The sequence below is a fragment of the Shinella sp. NM-101 genome, from assembly GCF_021401195.1.
Taxonomy (GTDB): domain Bacteria; phylum Pseudomonadota; class Alphaproteobacteria; order Rhizobiales; family Rhizobiaceae; genus Shinella.
In genome coordinates, this window is the sequence record NZ_JACBFT010000005.1 from 91,665 (window position 1) to 117,603 (window position 25,939).

General features: G+C 65.3%; 27 protein-coding genes. 16 read left to right on the top strand and 11 right to left on the bottom strand.

Going from position 1 to position 25,939, the window contains the following annotated elements:
- Positions 1–2 precede the first annotated feature (2 nt).
- The 4 genes from L0976_RS11870 (at position 3) to L0976_RS11885 (ending at position 3,123) form a co-directional block, all read left to right on the top strand.
- Positions 3–422 (top strand): RNA-binding S4 domain-containing protein, encoded by a 420-nt coding sequence (locus L0976_RS11870; protein WP_203316784.1) that lies wholly within the window; start codon positions 3–5, stop codon positions 420–422.
- 190 nt (positions 423–612) lie between these two features.
- Positions 613–951 (top strand): ferredoxin FdxA, encoded by a 339-nt coding sequence (gene fdxA, locus L0976_RS11875; protein WP_203316785.1) that lies wholly within the window; start codon positions 613–615, stop codon positions 949–951.
- Between the two features lie 410 nt (positions 952–1,361).
- Entirely contained in the window at positions 1,362–1,931 is a 570-nt protein-coding gene (locus L0976_RS11880) for a CarD family transcriptional regulator (protein WP_234187482.1), read from the top strand.
- 331 nt (positions 1,932–2,262) lie between these two features.
- Positions 2,263–3,123: an RNA polymerase factor sigma-32 gene (locus L0976_RS11885; protein ID WP_234187483.1), complete on the top strand. Its 861-nt coding sequence runs from the start codon at positions 2,263–2,265 to the stop codon at positions 3,121–3,123.
- A gap of 3 nt (positions 3,124–3,126) precedes the next feature.
- Here the strand turns inward: L0976_RS11885 and L0976_RS11890 are convergent, their stop codons facing one another.
- The 4 genes from L0976_RS11890 to dapF form a co-directional block, all read right to left on the bottom strand.
- Positions 3,127–3,777, bottom strand: coding sequence for a septation protein A (locus L0976_RS11890; RefSeq protein ID WP_370643651.1), 651 nt, complete (start codon positions 3,775–3,777; stop codon positions 3,127–3,129).
- A gap of 104 nt (positions 3,778–3,881) precedes the next feature.
- Positions 3,882–5,465, bottom strand: a complete 1,584-nt coding sequence (ftsY, locus tag L0976_RS11895; protein ID WP_234187485.1) for a signal recognition particle-docking protein FtsY — start codon at positions 5,463–5,465, stop codon at positions 3,882–3,884.
- An 11-nt stretch (positions 5,466–5,476) separates the two neighbouring features.
- Entirely contained in the window at positions 5,477–6,766 is a 1,290-nt protein-coding gene (gene mtaB, locus L0976_RS11900; RefSeq protein WP_234187487.1) for a tRNA (N(6)-L-threonylcarbamoyladenosine(37)-C(2))-methylthiotransferase MtaB, read from the bottom strand.
- Positions 6,763–7,662, bottom strand: a complete 900-nt coding sequence (gene dapF / locus L0976_RS11905) for a diaminopimelate epimerase (protein ID WP_234187489.1) — start codon at positions 7,660–7,662, stop codon at positions 6,763–6,765. Before dapF ends, mtaB begins: the two co-directional genes overlap by 4 nt.
- 368 nt (positions 7,663–8,030) lie before the next feature.
- On the opposite strand from dapF, the gene ffh reads away from it, so the two are divergent.
- The 9 genes from ffh to leuC all read left to right on the top strand — a co-directional run bounded on the left by ffh (position 8,031) and on the right by leuC (position 15,952).
- Positions 8,031–9,575 carry a signal recognition particle protein gene (gene ffh, locus L0976_RS11910; RefSeq protein ID WP_234187490.1) on the top strand — a complete coding sequence of 515 codons (1,545 nt, stop codon included), beginning with the start codon at positions 8,031–8,033 and terminating at the stop codon, positions 9,573–9,575.
- 10 nt (positions 9,576–9,585) lie between these two features.
- Positions 9,586–9,906 carry a chorismate mutase gene (locus L0976_RS11915; protein ID WP_203316793.1) on the top strand — a complete coding sequence of 107 codons (321 nt, stop codon included), beginning with the start codon at positions 9,586–9,588 and terminating at the stop codon, positions 9,904–9,906.
- A gap of 31 nt (positions 9,907–9,937) precedes the next feature.
- Positions 9,938–10,303: a 30S ribosomal protein S16 gene (rpsP, locus tag L0976_RS11920; RefSeq protein WP_203316794.1), complete on the top strand. Its 366-nt coding sequence runs from the start codon at positions 9,938–9,940 to the stop codon at positions 10,301–10,303.
- 111 nt (positions 10,304–10,414) lie between these two features.
- The gene (gene rimM / locus L0976_RS11925) at positions 10,415–10,990 is read left to right on the top strand and encodes a ribosome maturation factor RimM (protein WP_234187492.1); all 576 of its coding nucleotides are present in this window, start codon (positions 10,415–10,417) and stop codon (positions 10,988–10,990) included.
- 1 nt (position 10,991) lies between these two features.
- Complete coding sequence (gene trmD / locus L0976_RS11930; RefSeq protein ID WP_234187494.1) at positions 10,992–11,687, top strand: tRNA (guanosine(37)-N1)-methyltransferase TrmD; 696 nt, start codon at positions 10,992–10,994, stop codon at positions 11,685–11,687.
- 319 nt (positions 11,688–12,006) lie between these two features.
- Positions 12,007–12,525 (top strand): 50S ribosomal protein L19, encoded by a 519-nt coding sequence (gene rplS, locus L0976_RS11935; protein ID WP_203316797.1) that lies wholly within the window; start codon positions 12,007–12,009, stop codon positions 12,523–12,525.
- A 148-nt stretch (positions 12,526–12,673) separates the two neighbouring features.
- A complete protein-coding gene (locus L0976_RS11940; protein ID WP_234187495.1) occupies positions 12,674–13,471 on the top strand; it encodes a basic amino acid ABC transporter substrate-binding protein in 798 nt (265 codons plus the stop codon).
- Between the two features lie 9 nt (positions 13,472–13,480).
- Entirely contained in the window at positions 13,481–14,296 is an 816-nt protein-coding gene (locus tag L0976_RS11945) for an amino acid ABC transporter permease (protein ID WP_234187496.1), read from the top strand.
- A 246-nt stretch (positions 14,297–14,542) separates the two neighbouring features.
- Positions 14,543–15,952: a 3-isopropylmalate dehydratase large subunit gene (gene leuC, locus L0976_RS11950; protein WP_234187497.1), complete on the top strand. Its 1,410-nt coding sequence runs from the start codon at positions 14,543–14,545 to the stop codon at positions 15,950–15,952.
- A 72-nt stretch (positions 15,953–16,024) separates the two neighbouring features.
- On the opposite strand, the gene L0976_RS11955 is transcribed toward leuC, so the two are convergent.
- Positions 16,025–16,201 carry a hypothetical protein gene (locus L0976_RS11955; protein ID WP_234187499.1) on the bottom strand — a complete coding sequence of 59 codons (177 nt, stop codon included), beginning with the start codon at positions 16,199–16,201 and terminating at the stop codon, positions 16,025–16,027.
- Here L0976_RS11955 and L0976_RS11960 point away from each other — a divergent pair.
- On the top strand, positions 16,200–16,712 hold the full coding sequence (locus tag L0976_RS11960; RefSeq protein ID WP_234187500.1) for a histidine phosphatase family protein: 513 nt from the start codon (positions 16,200–16,202) through the stop codon (positions 16,710–16,712). The two genes, L0976_RS11955 and L0976_RS11960, sit on opposite strands and share 2 nt — an antisense overlap.
- Positions 16,713–16,945: 233 nt before the next feature.
- On the opposite strand, the gene L0976_RS11965 is transcribed toward L0976_RS11960, so the two are convergent.
- Both L0976_RS11965 and L0976_RS11970 read right to left on the bottom strand, forming a co-directional pair.
- Positions 16,946–17,776 carry an aldo/keto reductase gene (locus tag L0976_RS11965; protein ID WP_234187502.1) on the bottom strand — a complete coding sequence of 277 codons (831 nt, stop codon included), beginning with the start codon at positions 17,774–17,776 and terminating at the stop codon, positions 16,946–16,948.
- A 108-nt stretch (positions 17,777–17,884) separates the two neighbouring features.
- Positions 17,885–18,430, bottom strand: a complete 546-nt coding sequence (locus L0976_RS11970) for a L,D-transpeptidase (RefSeq protein WP_234187504.1) — start codon at positions 18,428–18,430, stop codon at positions 17,885–17,887.
- 110 nt (positions 18,431–18,540) lie between these two features.
- Here L0976_RS11970 and L0976_RS11975 point away from each other — a divergent pair, with 110 nt between their 5' ends.
- Both L0976_RS11975 and L0976_RS11980 read left to right on the top strand, forming a co-directional pair.
- Entirely contained in the window at positions 18,541–19,224 is a 684-nt protein-coding gene (locus L0976_RS11975; RefSeq protein WP_119257820.1) for a response regulator transcription factor, read from the top strand.
- A gap of 19 nt (positions 19,225–19,243) precedes the next feature.
- On the top strand, positions 19,244–19,699 hold the full coding sequence (locus L0976_RS11980) for a cyclic nucleotide-binding domain-containing protein (protein ID WP_203316805.1): 456 nt from the start codon (positions 19,244–19,246) through the stop codon (positions 19,697–19,699).
- Between the two features lie 215 nt (positions 19,700–19,914).
- Here the strand turns inward: L0976_RS11980 and L0976_RS11985 are convergent, their stop codons facing one another.
- From L0976_RS11985 to L0976_RS12000, 4 genes are all read right to left on the bottom strand, one after another.
- On the bottom strand, positions 19,915–20,721 hold the full coding sequence (locus L0976_RS11985; RefSeq protein WP_234187506.1) for an exodeoxyribonuclease III: 807 nt from the start codon (positions 20,719–20,721) through the stop codon (positions 19,915–19,917).
- 137 nt (positions 20,722–20,858) lie between these two features.
- Positions 20,859–21,518: an outer membrane lipoprotein carrier protein LolA gene (locus L0976_RS11990; protein WP_234187508.1), complete on the bottom strand. Its 660-nt coding sequence runs from the start codon at positions 21,516–21,518 to the stop codon at positions 20,859–20,861.
- A 124-nt stretch (positions 21,519–21,642) separates the two neighbouring features.
- Positions 21,643–24,315, bottom strand: a complete 2,673-nt coding sequence (locus L0976_RS11995) for a DNA translocase FtsK (RefSeq protein ID WP_234187509.1) — start codon at positions 24,313–24,315, stop codon at positions 21,643–21,645.
- 238 nt (positions 24,316–24,553) lie between these two features.
- Positions 24,554–25,915 carry an ammonium transporter gene (locus L0976_RS12000; RefSeq protein ID WP_234187510.1) on the bottom strand — a complete coding sequence of 454 codons (1,362 nt, stop codon included), beginning with the start codon at positions 25,913–25,915 and terminating at the stop codon, positions 24,554–24,556.
- Positions 25,916–25,939: the final 24 nt, after the last annotated feature.

Consider the following 25,939-nt stretch of genomic DNA (forward strand, 5'->3'; position numbering starts at 1 on the left):
TGATGGCGCGCGACGAGGAACAGCCGGCAGGTCAGGCGCGACAGCGCATCGACAAGTGGCTGTTCTTCGCGCGGCTGCTCAAGTCGCGCTCGCTGGCGGCAAGGTCGGTCGTATCAGGCGATGTCAGCGTCAACGGCGTGAGTATCCGCCAGCCTTCCCATGCCGTGCGTGCCGGCGACGTCGTCGTCCTCTCGCTCGACCGGCACGACATGGTCGTGCAGGTGCTCCAGCCCGGCGAACGCCGCGGCCCCTATGAGGAAGCACGGCTTCTCTACCGCGACATGACGCCGCCCCCGCCGCCCCGCGAGGAACGCAATCTTTTTGCGCAGGCGACGCGCGAACGCGGCGCCGGGCGCCCGACGAAGCGGCAACGGCGGGAAACCGATCGGCTGCACGGTTTTCCCGGCGACGCCGAGGATTAGAATTCTATACCTCGCGCGCATCCGGTAGCGCATGTATTACGCTTGCAAAGCGCCCGCAAAGCCTTTACCTCAGCCACCGGACAGCCTGCGCGAGCGCGGCCCTCTTCCTTCCGGCAGCCGACTGCGTGACAGGTCCTGCGGCGCCGGACGGCCCCGTCTCCGCCGCCTTATGACGATTCTGGAGTGAATCATGACGTATGTCGTGACCGACAACTGCATCCGCTGCAAGTACACGGACTGTGTGGAAGTTTGCCCCGTCGACTGCTTCTACGAGGGCGAGAACTTCCTCGTCATCCACCCCGACGAATGCATCGACTGCGGCGTCTGCGAACCGGAATGTCCTGCCGAGGCGATCAAGCCCGATACCGAGCCGGGGCTCGACAAGTGGCTGAAGATCAATTCGGACTTCGCGTCGATCTGGCCGAACATCACGGTCAAGCGCGATGCGATGCCGGAAGCCAAGGAAATGGACGGCGTGGAAGGCAAGTACGAACAGTACTTCTCGCCCAATCCCGGCCAGGGCGACTGAGGCGTCTGCGGCCGGGCCGTGACGTCCGGACACCACTCCCGCCGCGCGAAGGCGGCAGGCGAAGCTGGGGAAAAAAAGCGTGCTCCCGCCGAAAGGCGATGGGACAGGCTTGATGACCCATGCGAAGCAAATTATTGATTTCGGCACTTTTTTGTGATAGGGTCTGGATACTGATCCAAATCGCGGCATTTCGTATGCCCGAGCACCACCACGAAAGCAAACGATCCCTCAACGTCGCTCACCTCCCATAGGCAACTCCGGTTGCTCGAAAAGTGATTGCGTCGCAAGGGGGTATTTTTGCGCATGGCGGACGGACCAGAGTGGTGACACCTCAAGGTGCCCCCGTCTTTCCCGGGTCCCCGACCCACCCCGGCTGTCGCCGGGAGCGTAACAGGGAGTATTTGAATAGAATGACGACCCAGCAGAAGAAATCTTCCACGCGCCAGGGCTTCAAGACCGGCGAGTCGATCGTCTACCCCGCTCACGGTGTCGGCCAGATCGTCGCCATCGAGGAGCAGGAAGTCGCCGGCATGAAGCTCGAGCTCTTTGTCATCGACTTCGAGAAGGACAAGATGCGCCTCAAGGTGCCGGTTGCCAAGGCCGTTTCCATCGGCATGCGCAAACTGTCGGAGACCGATTTCGTCGAACGCGCGCTGAAGGTTGTCCAGGGCAAGGCCCGCGTGAAGCGCACCATGTGGTCGCGCCGCGCACAGGAATACGATGCCAAGATCAATTCGGGCGACCTGATCTCGATCGCCGAAGTGGTCCGTGACCTCTACCGCGCCGAGAACCAGCCGGAACAGTCCTATTCCGAGCGCCAACTCTATGAAGCCGCCCTCGACCGGATGGCCCGCGAAATCGCCGCCGTCAACAAGATGTCGGAAACCGAGGCCGTCCGCCTCGTCGAGACGAACCTTGCCAAGGGTCCCAAGCGCGGCAAGTCCATCGACGAAGACGAGTCCCAGGACGAAGCCGCCTGATCTAGGGCGCACCGTCGAAATTTAAAGCCCGGCCGGCGACGGCCGGGTTTTTTTGTGGAACTTTTTTGCAGCGCAACCGTTTGGCACCCCGAAGACGACCGGCTCCGGGCGGCGACGGGTGGCGTAGCCACTTTATTTTCTCGAAAGCGGCTTTCGAGCGATCCGTAGGCTCTCCTGAAACGTCATCGTCGACACGGGTCGCGCAAAGTGCCTTGCGGCTTTGCGGGAACGACCGTGGAAGGCAAGCACGGCCCGGTCCCAAGGGATCGCGTCGTTCTCAGGGGCGCAGGACATCCCCTGCGCCGGTTCGGCTTACGTGGAGAGACCCGCCATGGCTACGACGACCGCAGACCGCCGCATGATCAAGCTCGCAATGTCCGCTCCCTATCTCGAACGGGAGGAGGAACAGGCACTCGCCCACGCGTGGAAGGACGACAAGGATCAGGAAGCCCGCAACCGCATCGCCATGGCCCATATGCGCCTCGTCGTCTCGATGGCCGGCAAGTTCCGCAACTTCGGCCTGCCGCTCGGCGATCTCGTGCAGGAGGGCTATATCGGCCTTCTGGAAGCTGCCGCCCGCTTCGAGCCGGAACGGCAGGTCCGCTTCTCCACCTATGCAAGCTGGTGGATCCGCGCCTCGATCCAGGATTACGTGCTGCGCAACTGGTCAATCGTGCGCGGCGGCACCAGTTCGGCCCAGAAGGCGCTGTTCTTCAACCTGCGCCGACTGCGCGCCCGGCTTGCCCGCGGCGATACATACCTGACGAGCGAGGCCATGCACCAGGAAATCGCCGCCACGATCGGCGTCAGCACCGCCGATGTGCGCACCATGGACGCCCGCCTCTCCTCGTCCGACATCTCGCTCCAGGCCCCCATCTCCTCCGCCGACGGCGAGGGCTCGAACCGACTCGAATTCCTCACCAGCGACGCTCCCCTCCCCGACGAGCAGGCCGAAGGCAGCATCGACGGCGAGCGGCGGCGCCATTGGCTTCATTCGGCGCTCGACCAGCTCAACGAGCGCGAGATGAAGATCATCCGCGCCCGCCGCCTTGCCGAGAACGGCGCCACGCTCGAAGAGCTCGGCACGCTCCTCGGCATCTCCAAGGAACGCGTCCGCCAGATCGAGAATCGGGCGCTGGAAAAGCTGAAGGCCGTGCTGATCAGCAAGACGATGGATTTTGCCCACGCATGAGGATCAGGGCGCCCTGCCCTCTTCCGTCGGCTCGGCCGAATGGCGCATGATCAGCGGCATCTGCGAGAGCGTGAAGAGGATGGTGATGGGCATCGTGCCCCAGACCTTGAACGCCACCCAGAAGTCCGTCGAGAACGAGCGCCAGACCACTTCGTTCATCACCGCAAGGAAGAGGAAGAACAGGCCCCAGCGCAGCGTCAGCTTGCGCCAGCCCTCGTCCGTCAGCTTGAAGGCGGCGTGGAAGACGTAGCCGAGCAGCGACTTGCCGAACAGCAGTCCACCGAGCAGGATCGCGCCGAACAGCGTGTTGACGATGGTCGGCTTCATCTTGATGAAGGTGTCGTTCTGCAGCCAGAGCGTCAGCGCGCCGAAGACGAAGACGACGATGCCCGAGATCAGCGGCATCATCGGCAGGGTGCGCGTCAGGATCCACGAGACGACGAGCGCGATGGCGGTCGCGGCCATGAAGAGGCCGGTCGCGATGAAGATCGGCCCGCCCATCTCGGCCAGCACCGGAAAATGCGAGGCCAGCCATTCGCCGCGCGAATTGGCGAAGAAGAAGACGACGAGCGGTCCGAGCTCAAGCACCATCTTGAGGAGGGGACTGACTTTAGCCTCCACCGCCTTGCGATCCCAATCCCGCTGGTTTTCTATTTCTTGAACAACGACGCCTCGCACGGGATGGGGTTCTAGCTTTGCCGTGCCCTCGACGAGCCGGTCAAAACCCGATTTATTCCCTTTTGCTCGCTCCTCGTCACTCATGCTCCAACTCCTGCGATCGCTTCCGCGAAATCCTTGGCCTCGAAGGGTTCGAGATCGTCGACCCCTTCGCCGACACCGATGAAATAGACCGGCAGCTTGTGTTTTGCCGCAATCGCCACAAGGATGCCGCCGCGGGCCGTACCGTCCAATTTTGTCATGATCAGGCCCGAGACGCCCGCGACGTTGCGGAAAATCTCGACCTGGTTCATCGCGTTCTGGCCGGTGGTCGCGTCGAGCGTCTGGAGCACGGTATGCGGGGCGTCGGGATCGAGCTTGCCGAGGACGCGCACGATCTTCTCCAGCTCCGCCATCAGCTCGGCCTTGTTCTGGAGGCGGCCGGCCGTGTCGACGATGAGGACGTCGCTCTTCTTCAGCTTGGCCTGCTCATAGGCCTCATAGGCAAGCCCCGCCGCATCGGCGCCGAGCTTGGAGGAAACGATGTCCGACCCGGTGCGATCCGCCCAGATCTTGAGCTGCTCGATGGCGGCGGCGCGGAACGTGTCGCCGGCCGCCAGCATCACCTTGAGGCCCGCGCCGGAGAGTTTCGCCGCGAGCTTGCCGATGGTCGTCGTCTTGCCAGTCCCGTTGACGCCGACGACGAGGATGACATGCGGCTTGTGGCTGAGGTCGAGCTCCAGCGGTTTCGCCACGGGTTCGAGAACCTTGGTGATCTCCGCCGACATGATGCGCGAGACGTCCGCGCCGGTCACGTCCTTGCCGTAGCGCTCGGAGGCGAGCGTGTCGGTGATGCGCAGCGCCGTCTCCACGCCGAGGTCGGCCTGGATCAGCAGGTCCTCGAGGTCCTGCAGCGTGTCGTCGTCGAGCTTGCGCTTGGTGAAGAGGCTGGTGATCTGGCCGGTGAGCTGCGAGGAGGTGCGGGCAAGGCCCTCGCGCAGGCGCTGGAACCAGGTGCGCTTCGGCTGCGCCACGGGCGCGGCTTCCTCGACGGGCGCCTTCGCGGTCGTGGCAAAGCCCTTCGGCAAGGCGGGGGTGTCGGCCGGCTTTTCAGCGCGGAGGGCCTCTTCGAGAACGGGGTCGATGTCGTCCGGCGCATTCTCTTCCGATTGCGCTTCGATGGCGGCGATCTCTTCTTCTTCGGGCGCGGCGAATTCTTCGACCGGCGCGGCCGGTTCCTCCTCGACGGCCTCTTCTGCCGCCTCGGCTTCAGGCTCCGCGACGACCTCTTCGGCCGGTTCGCTCACGGGCTCCGCTTCAGCCGGCTCTTCGGCGACCGGCGGGGTCGGTGCGTGGGGAAGCGGGTAGATCTCCGGTTCGACGTCTTCCGGAATATGGTAGTCCGCTTCCGGATTGACGGCCTCCGCCTCATCGAGCAACGGGTCGCGGTCCTCGTCCTCCTCGGCAGGGGCGGCGGGGATTTCCGCGGTTTCCTCCGAAGCGGTCTCTTCCGGCGCAGGCTCTTCTGGCGCGGGCTCGACGGCCGACTGGTCGATGACGTCCGGTTCGGCGGCAGGCGTCTCTACCACCTGCTGCTCGGCAACGGGCGCTTCCGCCTCCGGCTTTGGTTCGGCGGCGGTGTCTTTTCCGAAAGTGAAGATCTTCTTGATGAAGCCGAGAGCCATGAAGGTATCCGCTAGTTGCGAAGGGAGGCGGCGCCAGCCGCGATAAGGGGCCGCATCGTCAGGTGTCTTCCATTGTGTCCGGTGATCGTTACCGGCACAAGATCGCGCGGCCTCAGCCCCGCGGCATCGACGAGCGTGAAGTTTTCCGTATGGGCGAGGCCGTTGTTCTCCACGAGGATCGTCTCTTGTCTGCCGATCATCGAAACGAGATGGGTCTCGTGCAGCCGTTTTCCAGTCTCCCGCAGCCGGGCGGCGCGATCCTTGACGAGCGCGCGGTCGAGCTGCGGCATGCGGGCTGCGGGCGTGCCGGGACGCGGGCTGTAGGGAAAGACGTGGAGATGGGCGATGCCGCAGTCGTCCGCAAGCCGCGCCGCGTTGGCGAACATCTCCTCCGTCTCCGTCGGAAAGCCGGCGATCATGTCCGCGCCGAAGCTGGCATCCGGCCGGGCCGCCCGCACCCGCGCGCAAAAATCCCGCGCATCGGCGCTCGAATGGCGGCGCTTCATGCGCTTGAGGATCAGGTCGTCGCCGTGCTGGAGGGAAAGATGCAGGTGCGGCATGAAGCGCGGCTCATCGGCGATGAGATCCCAGAGATGGTCGTCCGCCTCGATGCTGTCGATGGAGGAGAGCCTGAGGCGCCGGATTTCGGGCACCTGTTTCAAAAGCGTCCTGGCGAGCAGGCCGAGGCTCGGCTTTCCGGGCAGGTCCGCGCCGTAGCTCGTCGCGTCCACGCCCGTCAGCACGATCTCGCAATAGCCGCTCTCGACGAGCTTTCGCGCCTGATCGACCACCGCGCCCATCGGCACGGAGCGGGAATTGCCGCGGCCATAGGGGATGATGCAGAAGGTGCAGCGGTGGTCGCAGCCGTTCTGCACCTGCACGAAGGCGCGCACATGGCCGTCGATCAGCTTCACCATCTGCGGCGCGGTCTCGCGCACGCTCATGATGTCGTTGACGCGAAGCTTCTCCTCCGCCGAGACGCCGAAATCCGGCAGTGCCCGGTAGGAGGCGCTTTTCAGCTTCTCCTCGTTGCCGAGCACGGCGTCCACCTCCGGCATGCCGGCAAAGGTGGCGCTTTCCGTCTGCGCCGCGCAGCCGGTGACGATGATGCGGGCATGGGGATTGTCGCGCCGGGCGCGGCGGATCGCCTGCCGGGCCTGGCGCACGGCCTCGCCGGTGACGGCGCAGGTGTTCACCAGCACGGCATTGTTCAGCCCCGCCTTCTCGGCCTCGGCGCGCATCACTTCCGATTCATAGGTGTTGAGCCGACAGCCGAAGGTTATGACCTCGACCCCGCTCAAAGGGCGGCCGCCCCGGTCTCGTCGCGGCGGAAGGCGCCGGTCGAGGGATCGAGCGTGCCCGACCATTCCCATTCGGCCGGTCCCGTCATCACGACATGGTCGTCCTCGCGCCACTCGATGGTCAGCGTGCCGCGGTTCGGGCTGCTGGCGACCGTGATCGCAACCTTTCGGCCCGTCCGGCCGGTGCGCGCCCCGGAAACGCCGGCCGAGCAGGCGGCCGAGCCGCAGGCGAGCGTCAGGCCCGCGCCGCGCTCCCAGGTACGCGTCGTCATCGAGGACGGGGACGTCACATGCGCCAGCGTGATATTGGCCCTTTCCGGGAACATCGGATGGTTTTCGAGCAGTGGGCCGAAGCGGTCGAGATCGAAGCTCATCGGATCGCGGTCGACCCAGAAGACGGCGTGCGGATTGCCCATCGACATGACGGCGGGCGAATGCAGGATCGGCGCGTCGATCGGCCCGATCTGCAATTCGATGCGGCTCGTGTCAAAGAATTCCTCGGCGAGCGGAATACGGTTCCATTCGAAGACGGGCTTGCCCATGTCGACGGAGATCGTACCGTCCCCGTTCTCGGTGGCGTTGAGGATGCCGGCGACCGTCTGGAAGGTGAAGGCCTTGCGGCCCGTCTCGGCGCCGAGCGCCTGCACGACGCAGCGCGTGCCGTTGCCGCAGGCCTGGGCCCTCGACCCGTCGCAATTGATGATGTCGATGAAGGCGTCCGTGCCGTCGACCTTCGGATCGTGGACCGCCATGATCTGGTCGAAGCGGGTGGCGGGATCGGCATTGAGCGCGATGGCCGCCGCCGGCGTCACGGCATCGGCGCGGCCGCGCATGTCCACGACGAGGATCATGTTTCCCAGTCCGTTCATACGGGCGAATTGCACTTCAGCGGCCATGTCGGATGTTCCTGTAAAGACCCGGCGTGGAGTCTTTGATTTCTTGCGCGTATATGGCGCAAACAGGCCTCGATTACCAGACGGAGTCTTCGATTCCTGCCTGTGCCGCTGCCGAATTCTTGGCGCGCGAAGGATTCGCGGGACTCCAATCCTTGACTTTCCGGCCTTGTTCCTGTTTAAGCCGCGCATCTGCGACAAGTGAGACTGCTTGAAGCCGCCGACCGGGACCCATTGCGGTATAAACAGATCCCGGAGGTCAACACCCGACAGCGCGATGCGCCCTCGGGTGCTTTTTGGCTTTGCGTCTTGTTTTTGACGCCGATTGCACCGACGTTTCCGCGTGACGCGGAAACAAGAAGGAAGACGTGATGTTTGAAACACTCCAGGACCGCCTTGGCTCCATTCTGAATGGACTGACAGGCCGTGGCGCGCTTTCCGAGGCCGATGTCTCGGCGGCGCTGCGCGAGGTCCGCCGTGCGCTGCTGGAAGCGGACGTGGCGCTGGAAGTGGTGCGCTCCTTCACGGATGCGGTGCGCGAAAAGGCCGTCGGCGCGGAAATCCTGAAGTCGATCAAGCCCGGCCAGATGGTGGTCAAGCTCGTCCATGACGAACTGGTCTCCATGCTCGGCTCCGAGGGCGTTTCCATCGACCTCAACGCTAGCGCCCCCGTCGTCATCATGATGGTCGGCCTGCAGGGCTCGGGCAAGACCACGACGTCGGGCAAGATCGCCAACCGGCTGAAGACGCGCGAGAAGAAGAAGGTCCTGATGGCCTCGCTCGACACGCGCCGCCCGGCCGCGCAGGAGCAGCTTCGCCAGCTCGGCGTGCAGACGGGGATCGACACGCTGCCGGTCATCGCCGGCCAGTCGCCGACCGATATCGCCGCCCGCGCCGTGCAGGCCGCCAAGCTCGGCGGCCATGACGTCGTCATCCTCGACACCGCCGGCCGCACCCATATCGACGAACCGCTGATGATCGAGATGGCGGAGATCAAGCGGAAGTCCGATCCGCACGAGATCCTGCTCGTCGCCGACGCGCTGACCGGCCAGGACGCCGTCAACCTCGCCCGCAACTTCGACGATCGCGTCGGCATCACCGGCCTCGTGCTCACCCGCATGGACGGCGACGGCCGCGGCGGTGCGGCCCTTTCCATGCGCGCCGTCACCGGCAAGCCGATCAAGCTGATCGGCGTCGGCGAGAAGATGGGCGAGCTGGAGGAATTCCATCCCCGCCGCGTTGCGGACCGCATCCTCGGCATGGGCGACATCGTCTCGCTCGTCGAGAAGGCGGCGGAGAATATCGACGCCGAGAAGGCGGCCGCGATGGCCGCCAAGATGGCCAAGGGCAAGTTCGACCTCAACGACCTTGCCGACCAGCTTCGCCAGATGCAGAAGATGGGCGGCATGGGCGGCATCATGGGCATGATGCCCGGCATGGCCGGCATGAAGGACAAGATGTCCGCCGCCGGCCTCGACGACAAGCTCTTCGGCCGCCAGATCGCCATCATCAACTCGATGACCAAGGCCGAGCGCGCCAATCCGGACATGCTCAAGCACTCCCGCAAGAAGCGCATCGCCGCCGGCTCCGGCACCGACGCCTCCGACATCAACAAGCTTCTGAAGATGCATCGCCAGATGGCGGACATGATGAAGATGATGGGCGGCAAGAAGGGCGGCATGATGAAGCAGATGATGGGCGGCCTTGCCGGCAAGATGGGCCTCGGCGGCCTTGGCGGCGGCATGCCCGATCTTTCCGGCATGGACCCCAAGCAGCTCGAGGCGCTCGCCAAGCAGGCGGAAGCGGCCGGCATCAAGCCGGGCAGCCTGCCGGGCCTCGGCGGCAGCGGCGGTCTCCGCCTGCCCGGTCTCGGCGGCGGCCTTCCTGGCCTGCCCGGCCTGCCGAAGAAGAAGTGAGGAACGCCGCATGACGATCGATCCGAAGGTCAGGCAGCAACTGGGGGAATACCGGCAGTCGATCGACAATATCGACGCTGCCCTTGTGCATATGCTCGCCGAGCGCTTCCGCTGCACCAAGGCGGTGGGCGTGCTGAAGGCGACGCATGAACTGCCGCCGGCCGATCCGGCGCGCGAGGAATACCAGATCGAACGCCTTCGCCGCCTGGCGAAGGATGCCAATCTGGATCCGGATTTCGCGGAGAAGTTCCTGAACTTCATCATCCGTGAGGTGATCCGGCATCATGAAGCCATTGCCGCCGAACATGGCGGCGCAAACCACACCGCTTGAAAAGCGGCCCATCTACCCAAGGAGAAATGACATGTCCCTGAAGATTCGTCTCGCCCGCGGCGGTTCCAAGAAGCGCCCCTACTACCAGATCGTCGTCGCCGACGCCCGTTCGCCGCGTGACGGCCGCTTCCTGGAGAAGCTCGGCGCCTGGAACCCGATGCTCGGCAAGGACGACGCCAATCGCGTCCAGATCGACGCCGACCGCGCCAAGGAATGGCTCGCCAAGGGCGCCCAGCCGACCGACCGCGTCGCCCGCTTCCTCGACGAAGCCGGCGTCCTGAAGCGCGAAGCCCGCAGCAACCCGGACAAGGCAAAGCCGGGCAAGAAGGCTCTCGAGCGCGCTGCCGAGAAGAAGCAGAAGGAAGAAGACGCCGCTGCTGCCGCCGCCGGCGAATAATCTGCCGCGACTTTTATGGGGACGGGCGGCGTGCTTCATGCCGCCCGTTTTCGTTTGGCCCACCGGCGCGAACGTCGTAAGAGGCTTTGCAAGACCACACGGAACCGAACCATGGCGAAACTGGAAAATCCCGTCCTCATAGGCAGCGTCGGCGCGGCGCAGGGCCTGCGCGGCGAGGTCCGAGTGAAATCCTACACCATCGACCCGACCGCCATCGGCGATTACGGGCACCTGCACACCGAGGACGGCCGGTCCTTCGAGGTGCTGGAGGTGCGCGAGGCGAAGAACGTCGTCGTCGTGCGCTTCCGCGGCATCAACGACCGCAACGCCGCCGAGGCGCTGAACGGCCTCGACCTCTATATCGAGCGCGACAACCTGCCGGACGAGGAGCTGGACGAGGACGAATTCTTCTATGCCGACCTCGAAGGGCTGGAGGCCGTCGATACGGCCGGCCGCAGCCACGGCACCGTCACCGGCATCTTCGATTTCGGCGCGGGCGATCTGCTCGAACTCAAGGGGCCGGGCAAGCGCCCCGTGCTCATTCCCTTCTCCGAGGCCGCCGTGCTGGAGATCGACGTCGAAGGCGGACGCCTCTTGATCGACGCCGTCGCTGCCGGCCTTGAGGACGAGGGCAACGAAGGTCCCGGCAGCCGCCGTCGCCGCCCGCCGCAGGGCGAGGGAGAGTGACGTGGCTTTCCGCGCCACCGTCCTGACGCTCTATCCGGAGATGTTTCCGGGCTTTCTCGGCCAGTCCCTCTCCGGCAAGGCGCTGGCACGCGGCGACTGGGCGCTCGACTGCGTGCAGATCCGCGATTTCACCACCGACCGCCACCGCACCGTCGACGACACGCCGGCCGGCGGCGGGGCGGGCATGGTGCTGAAGCCGGACGTGCTGGCCAAAGCCATCGACCATGCCTCCGCGGGCGACGACCGCCCGCGCCTGCTGATGAGCCCGCGCGGAAAACCGCTGACGCAGAAGCGCGTGCGCGAACTTGCTGCGGGCGAGGGCGCGATCATCGTCTGCGGCCGTTTCGAGGGCGTCGACCAGCGCGTCATCGACGGGCGGCAGCTCGAGGAGGTCTCCATCGGCGACTATATCCTCTCCGGCGGCGAGCCGGCGGCGATGATCCTGCTGGACGCCATCGTTCGCATCCTGCCCGGCGTCATGGGCAATGCGCTGTCCGGCGAGCACGAGAGCTTCGAGGGCGGGCTGCTGGAGCACCCGCACTATACGCGCCCGCAGGTCTTCGAAGGCATGGAGATCCCCGGCGTGCTGACCTCCGGCAACCACGCGGCCATCGACAGATGGCGCCGCGAGGAGGCCGAGACGCTGACGCGCGAGCGCCGGCCGGATCTTCTCTCCGATCAGCCGGACACGAAGTAACAGACCGCAACCGAGGGACCACGGACCGCCCCGGGGTACCTGACGCACCCGTCAGGTCGCGCGCACCTCCTTCACCGTGGCACCAGTGGCGTGTCGGAGGGTCGGCGGTCGCCCTCCTGCGGTCGATTCTTTGGCCGCAGGGGATGACAAGCCGCCTCGTTTGGTGTATTGGCCCGCACGGATTTGGGATTACCCAGCCGACCTGCAAGCAAAGAATGGCGAATCCGCTCCGTCCGGCAACGGACCAACCCGAGAGGCATGACCTCGAAGGCCACCGTCGAGCGCTCTGGCTGTTTCAGAAGAACCGAAGGTTAGACCGATGAACATCATCCAGCAGCTCGAAGCCGAACAGGCCGCCAAGATCGAAGCCAAGCGCCAGCTCCCGGAATTCTCCCCGGGCGACACCGTCCGCGTCAACGTGCGCGTCACGGAAGGCACCCGTACCCGCGTGCAGGCCTATGAAGGCGTCTGCATCGCCCGTTCCGGCGGCGGCATCAACGAGAGCTTCACCGTTCGCAAGATTTCCTACGGCGAAGGCGTCGAGCGCGTCTTCCCGATCTACTCGCCGCTCGTCGAAAGCGTCGACGTCGTGCGCCGCGGCAAGGTCCGTCGCGCCAAGCTCTACTACCTGCGCGATCGTCGCGGCAAGTCGGCCCGTATCGTCGAGAACACCGGCACGCGCGCCCGCAAGCTGAACGACGCCGAGCGCCAGGCAATCGCCGAGGAAAAGGCACGTCTGGAAGCCGAGAAGGTCGCAGCCGCCCAGGCGCTCGCCGCCGAGAAGGCCGCCGCTGAAGCTGCCGAAGCCGCAAAGGCTGCGGAAGCCGCCGCCGAATAATCCGGCCGCGCATCAAGTCATGAAAGCCGTCGGCGCCTGCCGGCGGCTTTTTGTTTTACGGAAAAGCCTTTGCGCGCAAGCGGCATGCTTGCCTGCCGCCCTGCACCTGTGACAGTGTTTCGCCGCCACAATCCAGGAGCATATTTCGATGTTTTCCCGCCGCGCCGTTCTTGCAGGCCTTGCCGCCGCCGCCCTCATGCCCGCCATCGCCTTTGCCTCGGACCTTCCCGACCTCGGCGGCAAGACCGTCGTCGTCGTCACGGAAAACGCCTATCCGCCGCTGCAATTCGTCGATCCCAAGAGCGGCGAGCAGATCGGCTGGGAATATGACGCGATGAACGAGATCGCCAAGCGCCTGAACTTCAAGGTCGAGTACCAGAACACTTCCTGGGACGCGATGATCCAGGCCGTCTCCGACAACCAGTACAATATCGGCATGACCGGCATCACCATCAAGGACGACCGCAAGGAGAAGGTCGACTTCTCCGATCCCTACATGCGCTCGCAGCAGTTCATGCTGGTGCGCGCCGACGAGAGCCGCTTTTCCGACGCCAAGAGCTTCGCCGCGCTCAAGGACGGTCTGATCGCCGCCCAGCCGGGCACTTCGCCCTTCTACACCGCCGTCTACGAGATCCTCGACGGCAACGAGCAGAACCCACGCATCAAGCTGTTCGAGACCTTCGGCGCGACCGTACAGGCGCTGCAGGCCGGCGACGTCGATCTCGTCCTGACCGACAGCGTCGCGGCCAAGGGCTATGTCGATGCCTCGGGCGGCAAGCTCAAGGTGGTCGGTGAACCGCTCGGCACGGAGGATTTCGGCTTCATCTTCCCGAAGGGCTCCGACCTCGTCGCCCCGGTCAACGCGGCGATCGCCGCGCTGAAGGCCGACGGTACGGTGGACGCGCTCAACAAGAAGTGGTTCCTCGACTACAAGATGGGAGAGTAACGGGCGGCCATGGCTCCCGTTTCCCCCGGTGCGGCGAAGGGCGACTATCCCTGGTGGCTGGTCGCTCTCGCCGTCGTCGCGCTGGCGCTTGCCGGCGTCATCGTCGCGAACGATCTCTACCGCCAGGTTTTCGGCGTGGTGCTGAAGGGATTGTGGGTCACGATCTTCGTGACTCTCGTCGCCTTCCTGCTCGCCACCGTGCTCGGCCTTGGCGTCGCGCTGATGGCGCTCTCCGAAAGCAAGGTGCTGCGCCAGGTCGCGCGCTTCTACACGGAGGTGATCCGTGGCGTGCCGATCCTCGTGCTCCTGTTCTATATCGCCTTCGTCGGCGCCCCGGCGCTCGTGGCGATCATCAATTTCATCGTCGGTCCGCTGGTTTCCGCCGGCTTCATGGAACCCGTGCAGGTCCGCGACCTTTCCCTGATGTGGCGGGCGATCATCGCGCTGATGATCGGCTATTCCGCCTTCATCGCCGAGGTTTTTCGCGCGGGCATCCAGTCCGTCGACAAGGGGCAGGTCGAGGCGGCCAAGGCCCTTGGCCTCTCGCGCTTCCAGCGCTTCCGCCTCGTCGTCTTCCCGCAGGCGATCCGCGTCATCCTTCCGCCGCTCGGCAATGACTTCGTGGCGATGGTGAAGGACTCCTCGCTCGTCTCCGTGCTCGGCGTCGCCGACATCACGCAGATGGGCAAGGTCTACGCCTCCGGCTCCTTCCGCTTCTTCGAAACCTACTCCATCGTCGCCTATGTCTATCTCTTCCTGACCATCGGCCTTTCGCTGGCGCTCCGGGCGCTGGAAAAGCGGCTGCGGCGCGGCATCGCGCCTTGATTCTTCGCAATTGCCGAAACGCGCAAAAATCGCTATATGCGGGTTCATGGAATCCAAGTTCGGATGCACGGAAAAGCATGTCGTCGTGCTGCAGGATCACAAGCGCCTGCCGGCACGCTTCTTTGCGCGTGTGTTCGGGGCGCTCATCAGCCGCCTATCCTGATCGCCTGTTCTGATACACGCGATCCCGCCAGCCACGCGCTGCGGACTTCCAGACCCCATCAACATGCCAGCGGATGAAGAGCCATGAGCGCACCCCGTACCCTCTACGACAAGATTTTCGACGACCACATCGTCAGCCGCCAGGAAGACGGCACCTGTCTTCTCTACATCGACCGTCACCTCGTTCACGAAGTGACGTCTCCCCAGGCTTTCGAAGGCCTGCGCATGGCCGGCCGCAAGGTCCGCGCGCCGGAGAAGACGCTCGCCGTCGTCGACCATAACGTCCCCACCTCGCCGGATCGCCACCAGGGCATCAAGAACGAGGAGAGCCGCATCCAGGTCGAGGCGCTCGCCAACAATGCCGCGGAATTCGGCGTCGAATACTATTCGGAAAAGGATGTCCGCCAGGGCATCGTGCACATCGTCGGCCCCGAACAGGGCTTTACCCTGCCCGGCATGACCATCGTCTGCGGCGACAGCCACACCTCCACGCACGGCGCCTTCGGCGCGCTGGCGCACGGCATCGGCACGTCCGAGGTGGAACACGTTCTGGCCACCCAGACGCTGATCCAGAAGAAGGCGAAGAACATGCTGGTGCGCGTCGACGGGAAGCTTCCCGAAGGCGTGACGGCCAAGGACATCATCCTCGCCATCATCGGCGAGATCGGCACGGCCGGCGGCACCGGCCACGTCATCGAGTTCGCCGGCGAAGCGATCCGCTCGCTGTCGATGGAAGGCCGCATGACGATCTGCAACATGACGATCGAGGGCGGCGCGCGCGCCGGCCTCATCGCGCCGGACGAGACGACCTTCGAATACATCAAGGACAAGCCGCGCGCGCCGAAGGGCAAGGCGCTGGAAATGGCGCTCGAATACTGGAAGACGCTTTACACGGAAGACGGTGCGCATTTCGACCGCGTCGTCGTGCTGGATGCCGCCAACCTGCCGCCGATCGTTTCCTGGGGCTCCTCGCCGGAAGACGTCGTCTCCGTTGAGGGCGTCGTGCCGAACCCGGACGATATCGAGGACGAGACCAAGCGGTCGTCCAAGTGGCGCGCCCTTGACTATATGGGCCTGAAGCCGGGCACGAAGATCACCGACATCGCCATCGACCGCGTCTTCATCGGCTCGTGCACCAACGGCCGCATCGAGGACCTCCGCGCCGTTGCCGCCGTCGTCGAGGGCAAGAAGGTGGCCTCCACCGTCGATGCCATGATCGTCCCGGGCTCCGGCCTCGTGAAGGAGCAGGCCGAGCGGGAAGGCCTCGACAGGATCTTCAAGGAAGCCGGCTTCGACTGGCGCGAGCCGGGCTGCTCCATGTGCCTTGCCATGAACGACGACCGCCTGAAGCCGGGCGAGCGCTGCGCCTCCACCTCGAACCGCAACTTCGAGGGCCGCCAGGGCTTCAAGGGCCGCACCCACCTCGTCTCCCCCGCCATGGCCGCCGCCGCCGCCATTGCCGGTCATTTCGTGGATATTCGCGACTGGCAGTAAGCCCAGGCGTTTGCCGATATGCTGGAAGGCCGGGAGTACGCTCCCGGCGTCAGTTTGTTGACAAACCTCGCCTCACCCACCGCCGTCATCCTCGGCCTTGTGCCGAGGATCCGCGAACGTATTGGAAATCGAGACGTTGTGGATGCTCGGGACAGGCCCGAGCATGACGGAAGAGAGGGTTTCACACTTGGTCAGCAGTCTGAGGCCGGGAGCGTGCTCCCGGCCTTTTCCTTTGAGGAGAACACCCATGAAGCAACTTCTCCTGCTCCGCCACGCCAAGTCCGCCTGGCCGGACGGCATCCCCGACCACGACCGCCCCCTCGCCGACCGCGGCCGACGCGACGCTCCCCGCATGGGCGCCTACATGGCCGCGGCGGGCCTCCAGCCGGATTTCGTGTTGATCTCCTCCGCACGGCGCACGCAGGAGACATGGGCGCTGGTGGAACCGGCGCTCGCGAAGCCATGCCGCGCCCGCACGGTGCCGTCGATCTACGAGGCCGAGCCCGAGGCCATCCTCTCGGCGATCCATGACGCATCGGCGGAAAGCGAATGGCTGCTCGTCATCGGCCACAATCCCGGCTTCGAAGAACTGGCAAGGCTGCTTGCGCCTTTCGGGGATGCCGATGCGATTAGCCGGCTAAGGATGAAATTCCCAACGGCTGGTCTTGCCGTGATTGCACTGGACATCGAGCGCTGGGTCGAAGCCGGACCCGGCAAGGGCCGCCTCGAATCCTTCATCACGCCGAAGACGCTCCCCTAAAAGACATGGACGTCTCAGACATGATGGAAAGATTGGCCAAGGCCACCTTCAGCTTGTTTGCAAACCTCGCGTCACCCGCCGCCGTCATCCTCGGCCTTGTGCCGAGGATCCGCCAACGCATTGAAAAATCGAGACGTTGCAGATGCTCGGGACAGGCCCGAGCATGACGGAAGAGAGGTTTTCACACTTTGTCAGCAGCCTGAAGGGTGGCCAAGGTCTCTCCTTTTGCCGCCTCAGAACGTCGCCGTCATCGGGTCCGGCCCGATGCGCCTGCCGTCCTTTTCCAGCGTCGCGAAGGTCGCCATGTCCTCGTCGTCGAGCTTGAAGTCGAAGACCTTGAAGTTCTCGGCGATACGCGAGGGCGTCACCGATTTCGGGATGACCACCAGCCCGTTGTCGATGTGCCAGCGGGTGATGACCTGCGCGGGCGTGCGGCCGTGTTTTGCCGCGACCCTGGCGACGACCGGGTTTTCCAGCAGCGTGCCCTGGCCGAGCGGGCTCCAGGACTGGGTGACGATGCGGTGCTTGTCGTGATAGGCGCGGGCCTCCTTCTGCGGGAAGTCCGGATGCAGCTCGATCTGGTTGATGACGGGGGTCACGCCCGTTTCGTCGATCAGGCGCTGAAGGTGCTCGGGATAGAAGTTGGAGACGCCGATGGAGCGGGCGCGGCCTTCCTTCTGGAGCTGGATGAAGGCCTTCCAGGTCGCCACATACTGGTCGCGCTTCGGCGCCGGCCAGTGGATGAGGTAGAGGTCGACATAGTCGGTGCCGAGGCGCTTGAGGCTGGCATCGAAGGCCTTCAGCGTCGCGTCGTAACCCTGATCGGAATTCCAGAGCTTCGTCGTGAGGAAGATTTCGGAGCGGGCGACGCCGGAGGCGCGGATGCCCTCGCCGACGCCTTCCTCGTTCTCGTAGATCGCCGCCGTGTCGACATGGCGGTAGCCGGTGGCGAGCGCCGCCTTGACGGCGGTCACGGCCGTCTCGTTCGGGGTCTGCCAGACGCCGAGGCCGACCTGGGGAATGCTGTTGCCGTCGTGAAACAGGATTGTCGGTTGTTCGCTCATCAGAATGTCTCCATGAAAAGGGATGGCGTGCTTGAACCCGAAGGGCTTCCCGTGGCGCCTTGCAGCCCGGCGACGGTCGAGGCTGATATAGGCGCGCCACACGTCATTTCAAAGAACACGGAGGACGGTTCCCCGCCGGAGATAGGGAAGGATGCGCAGCATGTCGCGCCGGGCGATGGCGACACACCCCGCCGTCGGCTCGTAGCCGGGGCGGATGAGGTGGAAGAAGATAGCCGAGCCGGCATTGCGCCTGCGCGTGGTCACGTTCCAGTCGAGCACGAGGCAGATGTCGTAGAGTTCGTCCTTGCGCGCCAGTTCCTCGTGGCTCGGCCTGAAGGGTGCGTCGACGGGCCTGTTGTAGCTCGGATGCTTCGGTTCATCGCACCAGAGCATGGACGGGCGGATGCGCTTCATCGGAAGCGCGGTCCTCGGCAGGGAGAGGCGGTCGCCGCGCGTAAAGCCGGAAAGGAGCGGCATCGCCGCGATGGGGGTCGCGCCGTCCCCCTCTCGCTTGCGGCTCGTGCGGCCCGAGCGGCCGATGGCGGCGGGAATGCGCGGCGGCCCCACCTGCACGATGGCGCGGGTCTTGCTGCCCGGCGCGGGGCGCACGAGGATCGTCTTCACGCAATGTTCAGGAGATGTGATCCGGTTCATTTCCGTCCGCCATATTCGCGCCATGCGGCAACCTGATCGGCTAAGCCACAGGCGGGCTTGCCAAAAGCGCCAGTTCCCTTACTTTCCAGAGGAATGCCGAGAGGTAAAGCATGACATCCCGCACCATCCTTCTTGTCGACGACGACAACGATCTTCGCGAGACGCTCGTCGAGCAGCTTTCGCTCTACGAGGAATTCGCGACGCTCGAGGAAACAACCGCCGGCAAGGGCATCCAGACGGCGCGCAGCAACCAGATCGACCTACTCATCATGGATGTCGGCCTGCCCGACATGGATGGCCGCGAGGCGGTGAAGCTCTTGCGCAAGGGTGGCTTCAAGGCGCCGATCATCATGCTGACGGGCCACGACACCGATTCTGACACGATCCTTGGCCTGGAAGCCGGCGCCAACGATTATGTGACCAAGCCCTTCCGCTTCGCCGTGCTGCTCGCGCGCATCCGCGCGCAGCTCCGCCAGCACGAGAGCAGCGAGGACGCCACCTTCACCGTCGGCCCCTATACGTTCAAGCCCGGCCAGAAGCTGCTGACGCTGGAGAATGGCCAGAAGATCCGCCTCACCGAGAAGGAGGCGGCGATCATCCGCTATCTCTACCGCGCCGACCAGAAGGTGGTGACGCGCGACGTGCTTCTCGAAGAGGTCTGGGGCTACAATTCCGGCGTCACGACCCATACGCTGGAGACCCATGTCTATCGTCTTCGCCAGAAGATCGAGCGGGACCCTTCCAATGCGGAGATTCTCGTGACAGAGAACGGCGGGTACAAGATCGTACCGTAATCAGTAAGGAGCGCCCGACGTGGCTCTCAGCGACGACATCGCCCTTCTCTCCCGCGTGCCGCTCTTCGCCGGTCTTTCCGACGACAAGCTGCGGCTGATGGCCTTCGGCGCCGAGCGCCGGCGGCTGGTGGAGGGGCAGACGCTGTTTCGCGAAGGCACCTCGGCCGACTGCGGCTTCGTCGTCGCCGACGGGTCGTTCCTGCTGACCGCGACGCTTCGCGACGGCACGATGCGCGAGGAGGGCACGGCCACGGCCGGCACGCTGCTCTCCGAGCTCGCGATGATCTCCGCCGTCGAGCGGAAATATACGGCGGTGGCGCTGGAGGACAGCGAGGTCATCCGCATCAACCGCCCGCTCTTCCGCCGCATGCTGGAGGAATATCCTGACGTCGCCGTGCTGGTCGATGCGCGCATCCGCGAGAACCTTGCGGCGATGATCACCCGGATGCGGGGGCTGGCGGGGCGGTTTGCCTGAAGCTCCGCAGCGGGCTGGATTGGCCCCTCACCCTAACCCTCTCCCGCAAGCGGGGAGAGGGGACGTGCCCCACGAACGGTTGCTGATTGGGGAAAACGGCGCGGCATATCCCCTTCCCCCCGCAGCCAAGGAGAAGGTGGCCGGCAAGGCCGGATGAGGGGCAGCATCCGCAAGCGACTATCGTTGCGGCAAGGATGCTACTCCCGCAATCACCCTCAGAAATCGAATTCCGCGATGACCGGCACATGGTCGGACGGCCGTTCCCAGCCGCGGGCCTCGCGGATCACCGAAATGCCGGTGAGGTGCGGATCGAGGTCGGCGGAGGACCAGATGTGGTCGAGGCGGCGGCCCTTGTTGGCGGCCTGCCAGTCGGCCGAGCGGTAGCTCCACCACGTATAGAGCTTTTCCTCCGCCGGCACCTTGCGGCGCATCAGGTCCACCCAGGCGCCCTTCGTCATCACGTCGATCAGGCCTTCGGTCTCGATGGGCGTGTGGCTGACGATCTTCAGGAGCTGCTTGTGCGACCAGACGTCATGCTCCAGCGGCGCGATGTTGAGGTCGCCGACGAGGATGGAGGAGATGCCGGCCTCCGCTTCCGCGTGCAGCAGTTTCATCTCCTCGATGAAATCGAGCTTGTGGCCGAATTTCGGGTTGACCGCGCGATCCGGCTCGTCGCCGCCGGCCGGCACATAGAAATTGTGCAGGCGGATCGACTTGCCGCGGTGGTGGAAGACCACCGAGACATGCCGCGCATCGCCGACGCCGCAATAGTCGCGCCGCTCGACGAGTTCCGTCAGCGGCAGGCGGGAGACGGTGGCGACGCCGTGATAGCCCTTCTGGCCATGCATGACGATATGTTCGTAGCCGAGCGCCTTCAGCGGCTTGGAGGGAAACTGGCCGTTCGGGCACTTCGTCTCCTGCAAGCACAGGACGTCAGGCGAATAGGTCTTGAGGAAATGCTCGACGAGCGGCATGCGCAGCCGCACGGAGTTTATGTTCCAGGTCGCGATCGAAAGTGCCATGCCAGTCCCCGAAAAATCGTCCGGCCCGTCGTCCGGGCCGGTCGGGGTGTCTTAAAGCACGTTGCGCGAAAGCTTGCAGCGGTTTTACGGCAACGGCGGGCGAAAAATGGAAGCTTCCAGGCGCAAGCGCGCTGGAATCACCGGGCACCGCGGTTGCGGATCTCGTCGTAGGGGATCGCGAAGACCTTGTCGTCGAGCGGCACGCCGGTCTTGACGTTGAAGATCATCACGGAGGTATCCTTGCCCTGCGCGTCTGTGATCGTCCACTGGCGCAGGTCATAGGTCTTGGGGTCGAACATCATGGTGATGGTCGAATCGCCGAACATGTTCTTGTCGCCGAGCACGATCGTCGTCAGGTCCGCCTCCTCCTTCACGCCGCGCACCATCTTGGTGGAAAGGTCGATCCTGTTGCCGAGCAGGAGGTTCAGCGGCGTCTTGGAGAGCGGGTAGATGTCCCAGGTCTTGAGCTTGCGGTTGCCGATGACGACCGACTTGCCGTCGGCGATCACGCGCATCGGTGAGGGATCCTCGTAGTTGAAGCGGATCTTGCCGGGACGGTCGATATAGAACTTGCCGCCGGTCTGCTCGCCGCGCGGGCCGAACTGCACGAATTCGCCCATCATGGTCTTCACCGAGGCGAAGTGGTCGGCGATCTTCTGCGCGGTGCCGCTCGCCTGCGCGGAAGCCTCGACGGGGGAAAGCACCGAAAGGCCGGCTGCGAGCGCGACGGCCACGAGGCTGGTGAAGCCGCGGCGAGTCATGGAGGCGGTCGCGCGGCCTTTTGCGGATCGGGTCATATCGGTCTCCTTCATGCGTTTGTCATGCGAGCCAAACGCGGCGCCATAATGGCGCGGGCCGCGGGCCGCAGATTTGGCGCGGGACTTGCCGGCGGAAACGCCGCAGAAGGCCGCGCGTTCCCGGTCATCGTCCCGAAATTTCATCTTCCGTCGGCACGAGGATCTCGCGCTTGCCGGCGTGGTTGGCGGGGCCGATCAGGCCCTCCTTCTCCATGCGCTCGATCAGCGAGGCGGCGCGGTTGTAGCCGATGCCGAGGCGGCGCTGGATATAGGAGGTGGAGGCCTTGCCGTCGCGCAGCACCACGGCCACCGCCTGGTCATAGGGATCGTCCGAATCGTCGAGGTTCGCGGTGCCGGCCGGCCCGCCGCCGCCCTCGCCGTCCTCGTCGTCGTCCTCGGTGATGGCGTCGAGATATTGCGGCGACCCTTGAGTCTTCAGATGCGCCACGACGGCCTCGACCTCGTGGTCGGAGACGAACGGCCCGTGCACGCGCTGGATCCGCCCGCCGCCGGCCATGTAGAGCATGTCGCCCATGCCGAGGAGCTGTTCGGCGCCCTGCTCGCCGAGGATGGTGCGGCTGTCGATCTTCGAGGTCACCTGGAAGGAGATGCGCGTCGGGAAGTTCGCCTTGATCGTGCCGGTGATGACGTCGACCGAGGGACGCTGCGTCGCCATGATGACATGGATGCCGGCGGCGCGCGCCATCTGGGCGAGCCGCTGCACGGCGCCTTCGATATCCTTGCCGGCGACCATCATCAGGTCGGCCATCTCGTCGATGATGACGACGATATAGGGCATCGGCTGGAGGTCGAATTCCTCCGTCTCGTAGACCGCCTCGCCGGTCTGGCGGTCGAAGCCGGTCTGCACGGTGCGGGTGATCGTCTCGCCCTTGGCGAGCGCCTGCTCGACGCGGCTGTTGAAGCCGTCGATGTTGCGCACGCCGATCTTCGACATCTTCTTGTAGCGCTCCTCCATCTCGCGCACCGTCCACTTGAGGGCGACGACGGCCTTCTTCGGATCGGTGACGACGGGGGAGAGGAGATGCGGGATGCCGTCATAGACGGAGAGTTCCAGCATCTTCGGGTCGATCATGATCAGGCGGCACTGTTCCGGCTTGAGGCGGTAGAGCAGCGAAAGGATCATGGTGTTGATGGCGACCGACTTGCCCGAGCCGGTGGTGCCGGCAACGAGCAGGTGCGGCATCTTGGCGATGTCGGTAATGACCGGCTCGCCGCCGATCGTCTTGCCGAGCGCCATGGCAAGGCGGGCCTTCGAGGTCTCGAAATCGCGGCTGGCGATGAGCTCGCGCAGGAAGACGGTCTCGCGGCTCTGGTTCGGCAGCTCGATGCCGATGGCGTTGCGGCCCGGCACGACGGCGACGCGCGCGGCGATCGCGCTCATCGAGCGGGCGATGTCGTCGGCAAGGCCGATGACGCGGGAGGACTTGATGCCGGGCGCCGGCTCCAGCTCGTAGAGCGTGACGACCGGGCCTGGACGTACATGGATGATCTCGCCCTTGACGCCGAAATCCTCCAGCACGCCTTCCAGCATGCGGGCGTTCTGCTCCAGCGCGTCGGCCGAAAGCGTCGCGTCGCGCACCTGGCCCTTCGGCTCGGTGAGCAGGTGGATCGGCGGAAGCTGGAAGCCATCGGGACCGACGAAGGAGGTCTGCGCCTCGCGGTCGGCGCGCTGTCCCGGCTTCGGCCGGGCGGCGGGCGCGACGACGCGGGCACCGGGGGCGGGCGCCGCCTGGCGGGCCGGCGCATGGCGCGGCGCCCAGTCGGCGGCGATGTCGTCGGCATCCTCGTCCTGCAGGATGCCGCTCGGCCGGGCAAGCGGCCCGTCGTCCGTGTCGAAAGGAAGGTCGTCGTCGTCAAGCGCGATGGGCTGGGCGGAAACGGCGCGGCGGCCGTCCATGGAAGGCTCGACGCGCTCGGCCGTGCGGTTTGCAGCGCGGGCACGCACCGGTTCGTTGAGCGTGCCGAACTCGTCCTCGTTGAAATCGTAGGGCTGCTCGATGCCGCGTGCCTTTCGGCGCTGGTTCGAAAGGCCGAAGATGCGGCGAATACGCGCCTGGCCGGTGTACCAGGCATGGGCCGCAGCGCCGGCAAGCACGGTGAGCGGGCCTTCGCGCTCCTCGTCCTCGTCGTCTTCCCCGGCGACGGCGCGGCTGCGGCTCTGCGCCTGCACGGGCGTGAAGTCGTCCTCGTCATCGGCCGGGGCGGCGCCGACGAGGCCGGCGCTGAACACCATCAGCCAGACGGCGGGCACCGCGATGATGCAGCCGAGGACGGTGGCGAACATGCCGGTGGGATAAGCGCCGGTGAAGAGGGCGGGGAAGCGCAGGATCATGTCGCCGAAGACGCCGCCGAGGCCGGTCGGCAGCGGCCAGGTCACCGGGCCGGGCACGCAGGCGAGCGCGGCGGAGGCGAGGATCGCGCCGCCGAGCCAGGCAGCGGCCCGCTGGGGTATGCGGTGGAAGCGCCGGCCGCTGATCATCGCGATGCCCCAGGCGACGACCGGCAGCAGCGCGATGACGCTGGCAAGCCCGAAGAACTGCATGAAGAGATCGGCGAAGACGGCGCCCGGATAGCCGAGGATGTTCTTCGGCTCGCCGCTGGAGGCATAGGAGAGGCTGGGGTCGGAGACGTTCCAGGTGGAGAGCGCGGCGATGGCGAGTGCGATGGCGAGGAAAATGCCGAGGCCGACGAGGACCTGTATCTGCCGCAAGACGAATGCCGACAGAACGAAACGGTCGTGACGGTTGTCCAGCCCTGCCGAAATGCTTCTGCTCATGGTTCCAGCCCGTGCCCACACAAGGAAATCGCAACGACCCGCATGATTCGCGGATGTGCCTGACTGCGAACCCTACGAAGGAAGCCTTAATGGCATGTTAACCATGCGGTGCCGCGCCCTCGTTTCTGCCCGCTAAACGAAAAAGGGCCCGGACCGAGGTCCGGGCCAGGAGCGGCATGGTTTCCCATGACCGCGACGGGCTGTTGTGCGGCGGCCCGCCGGGCCGCCGCGAAACGCTTCAGGAGTGGTAGGCCGCTTCGCCGTGGGACGAGAGGTCGAGACCCTCGCGCTCGGCCTCGACGGTGACGCGCAGGCCGATGATCATGTCGACGATCTTGTAGAGGATCGCCGAGCCGATGCCGCACCACAGGATGGTGACGATGACCGACTTGATCTGGATCCAGACCTGGGCGCCCATCGTGATGCCTTCGGCATAGCCGACGCCGCCCAGCGAGGTCGCGGCGAAGATGCCCGAGCCGATGGCGCCGACGATGCCGCCGACGCCGTGCACGCCGAAGACATCCGCGGTGTCGTCATAGCCGAACTTGTTCTTCACGACGGAGACGAAGAAGTAGCAGAGCGCCGAGGCGATCGCGCCGAGGACGATCGCGCCGACCGGGCCGACGGCGCCGGCAGCGGGCGTGACGGCGACGAGGCCGGCGATGACGCCGGAGGCCGCGCCCAGCATGGAGGCCTTGCCGCGGGCGACGGTTTCGATGACGCACCAGGCGACGACCGCACCGGCCGTTGCGGTGAAGGTGTTGATCATGGCGAGACCGGCCACGCCATTGGCGGCGGCGGCCGAACCCGCATTGAAGCCGTACCAGCCGACCCAGAGCATCGACGCGCCGACCATGGTGAGCGTCATGGAATGCGGGGCCATCATGTCCTTGCCGAAGCCGGTACGCTTGCCGACCATGAGCGCGCCGACGAGACCGGCCACGCCGGCATTGATGTGGACCACGGTGCCGCCTGCGAAGTCGATCGCACCCCAGTCCCACATCAGGGCGCCGTCACCCGACCAGACCATGTGGGCCATCGGGAAGTAGACGAAGGTGACCCAGAGGATGCAGAAGAGCACGACGGCCGAGAACTTGATGCGCTCGGCGAAGGCGCCGACGATCAGCGCCGGCGTGATGCAGGCGAAGGTCATCTGGAAGGCGATGAAGACGTATTCCGGGATGGAGCCGGAGACGCTGTCCGGCGTCACGCCGGCAAGGAACAGCTTTTCGAAGCCGCCGACGAAGGTGTTGAGGCCGCCGCCGTTGGAGAAGGCGAGGCTGTAGCCGTAGACGACCCAGACGATCATGATCGCGGCGGAGACGACGAGGCACTGCATGAGGACGGACAGCATGTTCTTGCTGCGCACGAGGCCGCCGTAGAACAGGGCGAGGCCCGGCAGGATCATGAAGAGCACGAGGACGGTGGAGGTCAGCATCCAGGCCGTATCGCCGGAATTGACCACGGCCGCGGCTGCGGCCGGTGCCGCCTCGGTTGCCGTTTCCGTTGCTTCCTGGGCAAAGGCTGCCACTGGTGCCAAAAGGCCGGTCGCAGCGATACCGACGCGGGTAAGTGTGTTGATAATCGAATTGGACGACATTTAAGAATGCTCCCTGACAGGCCG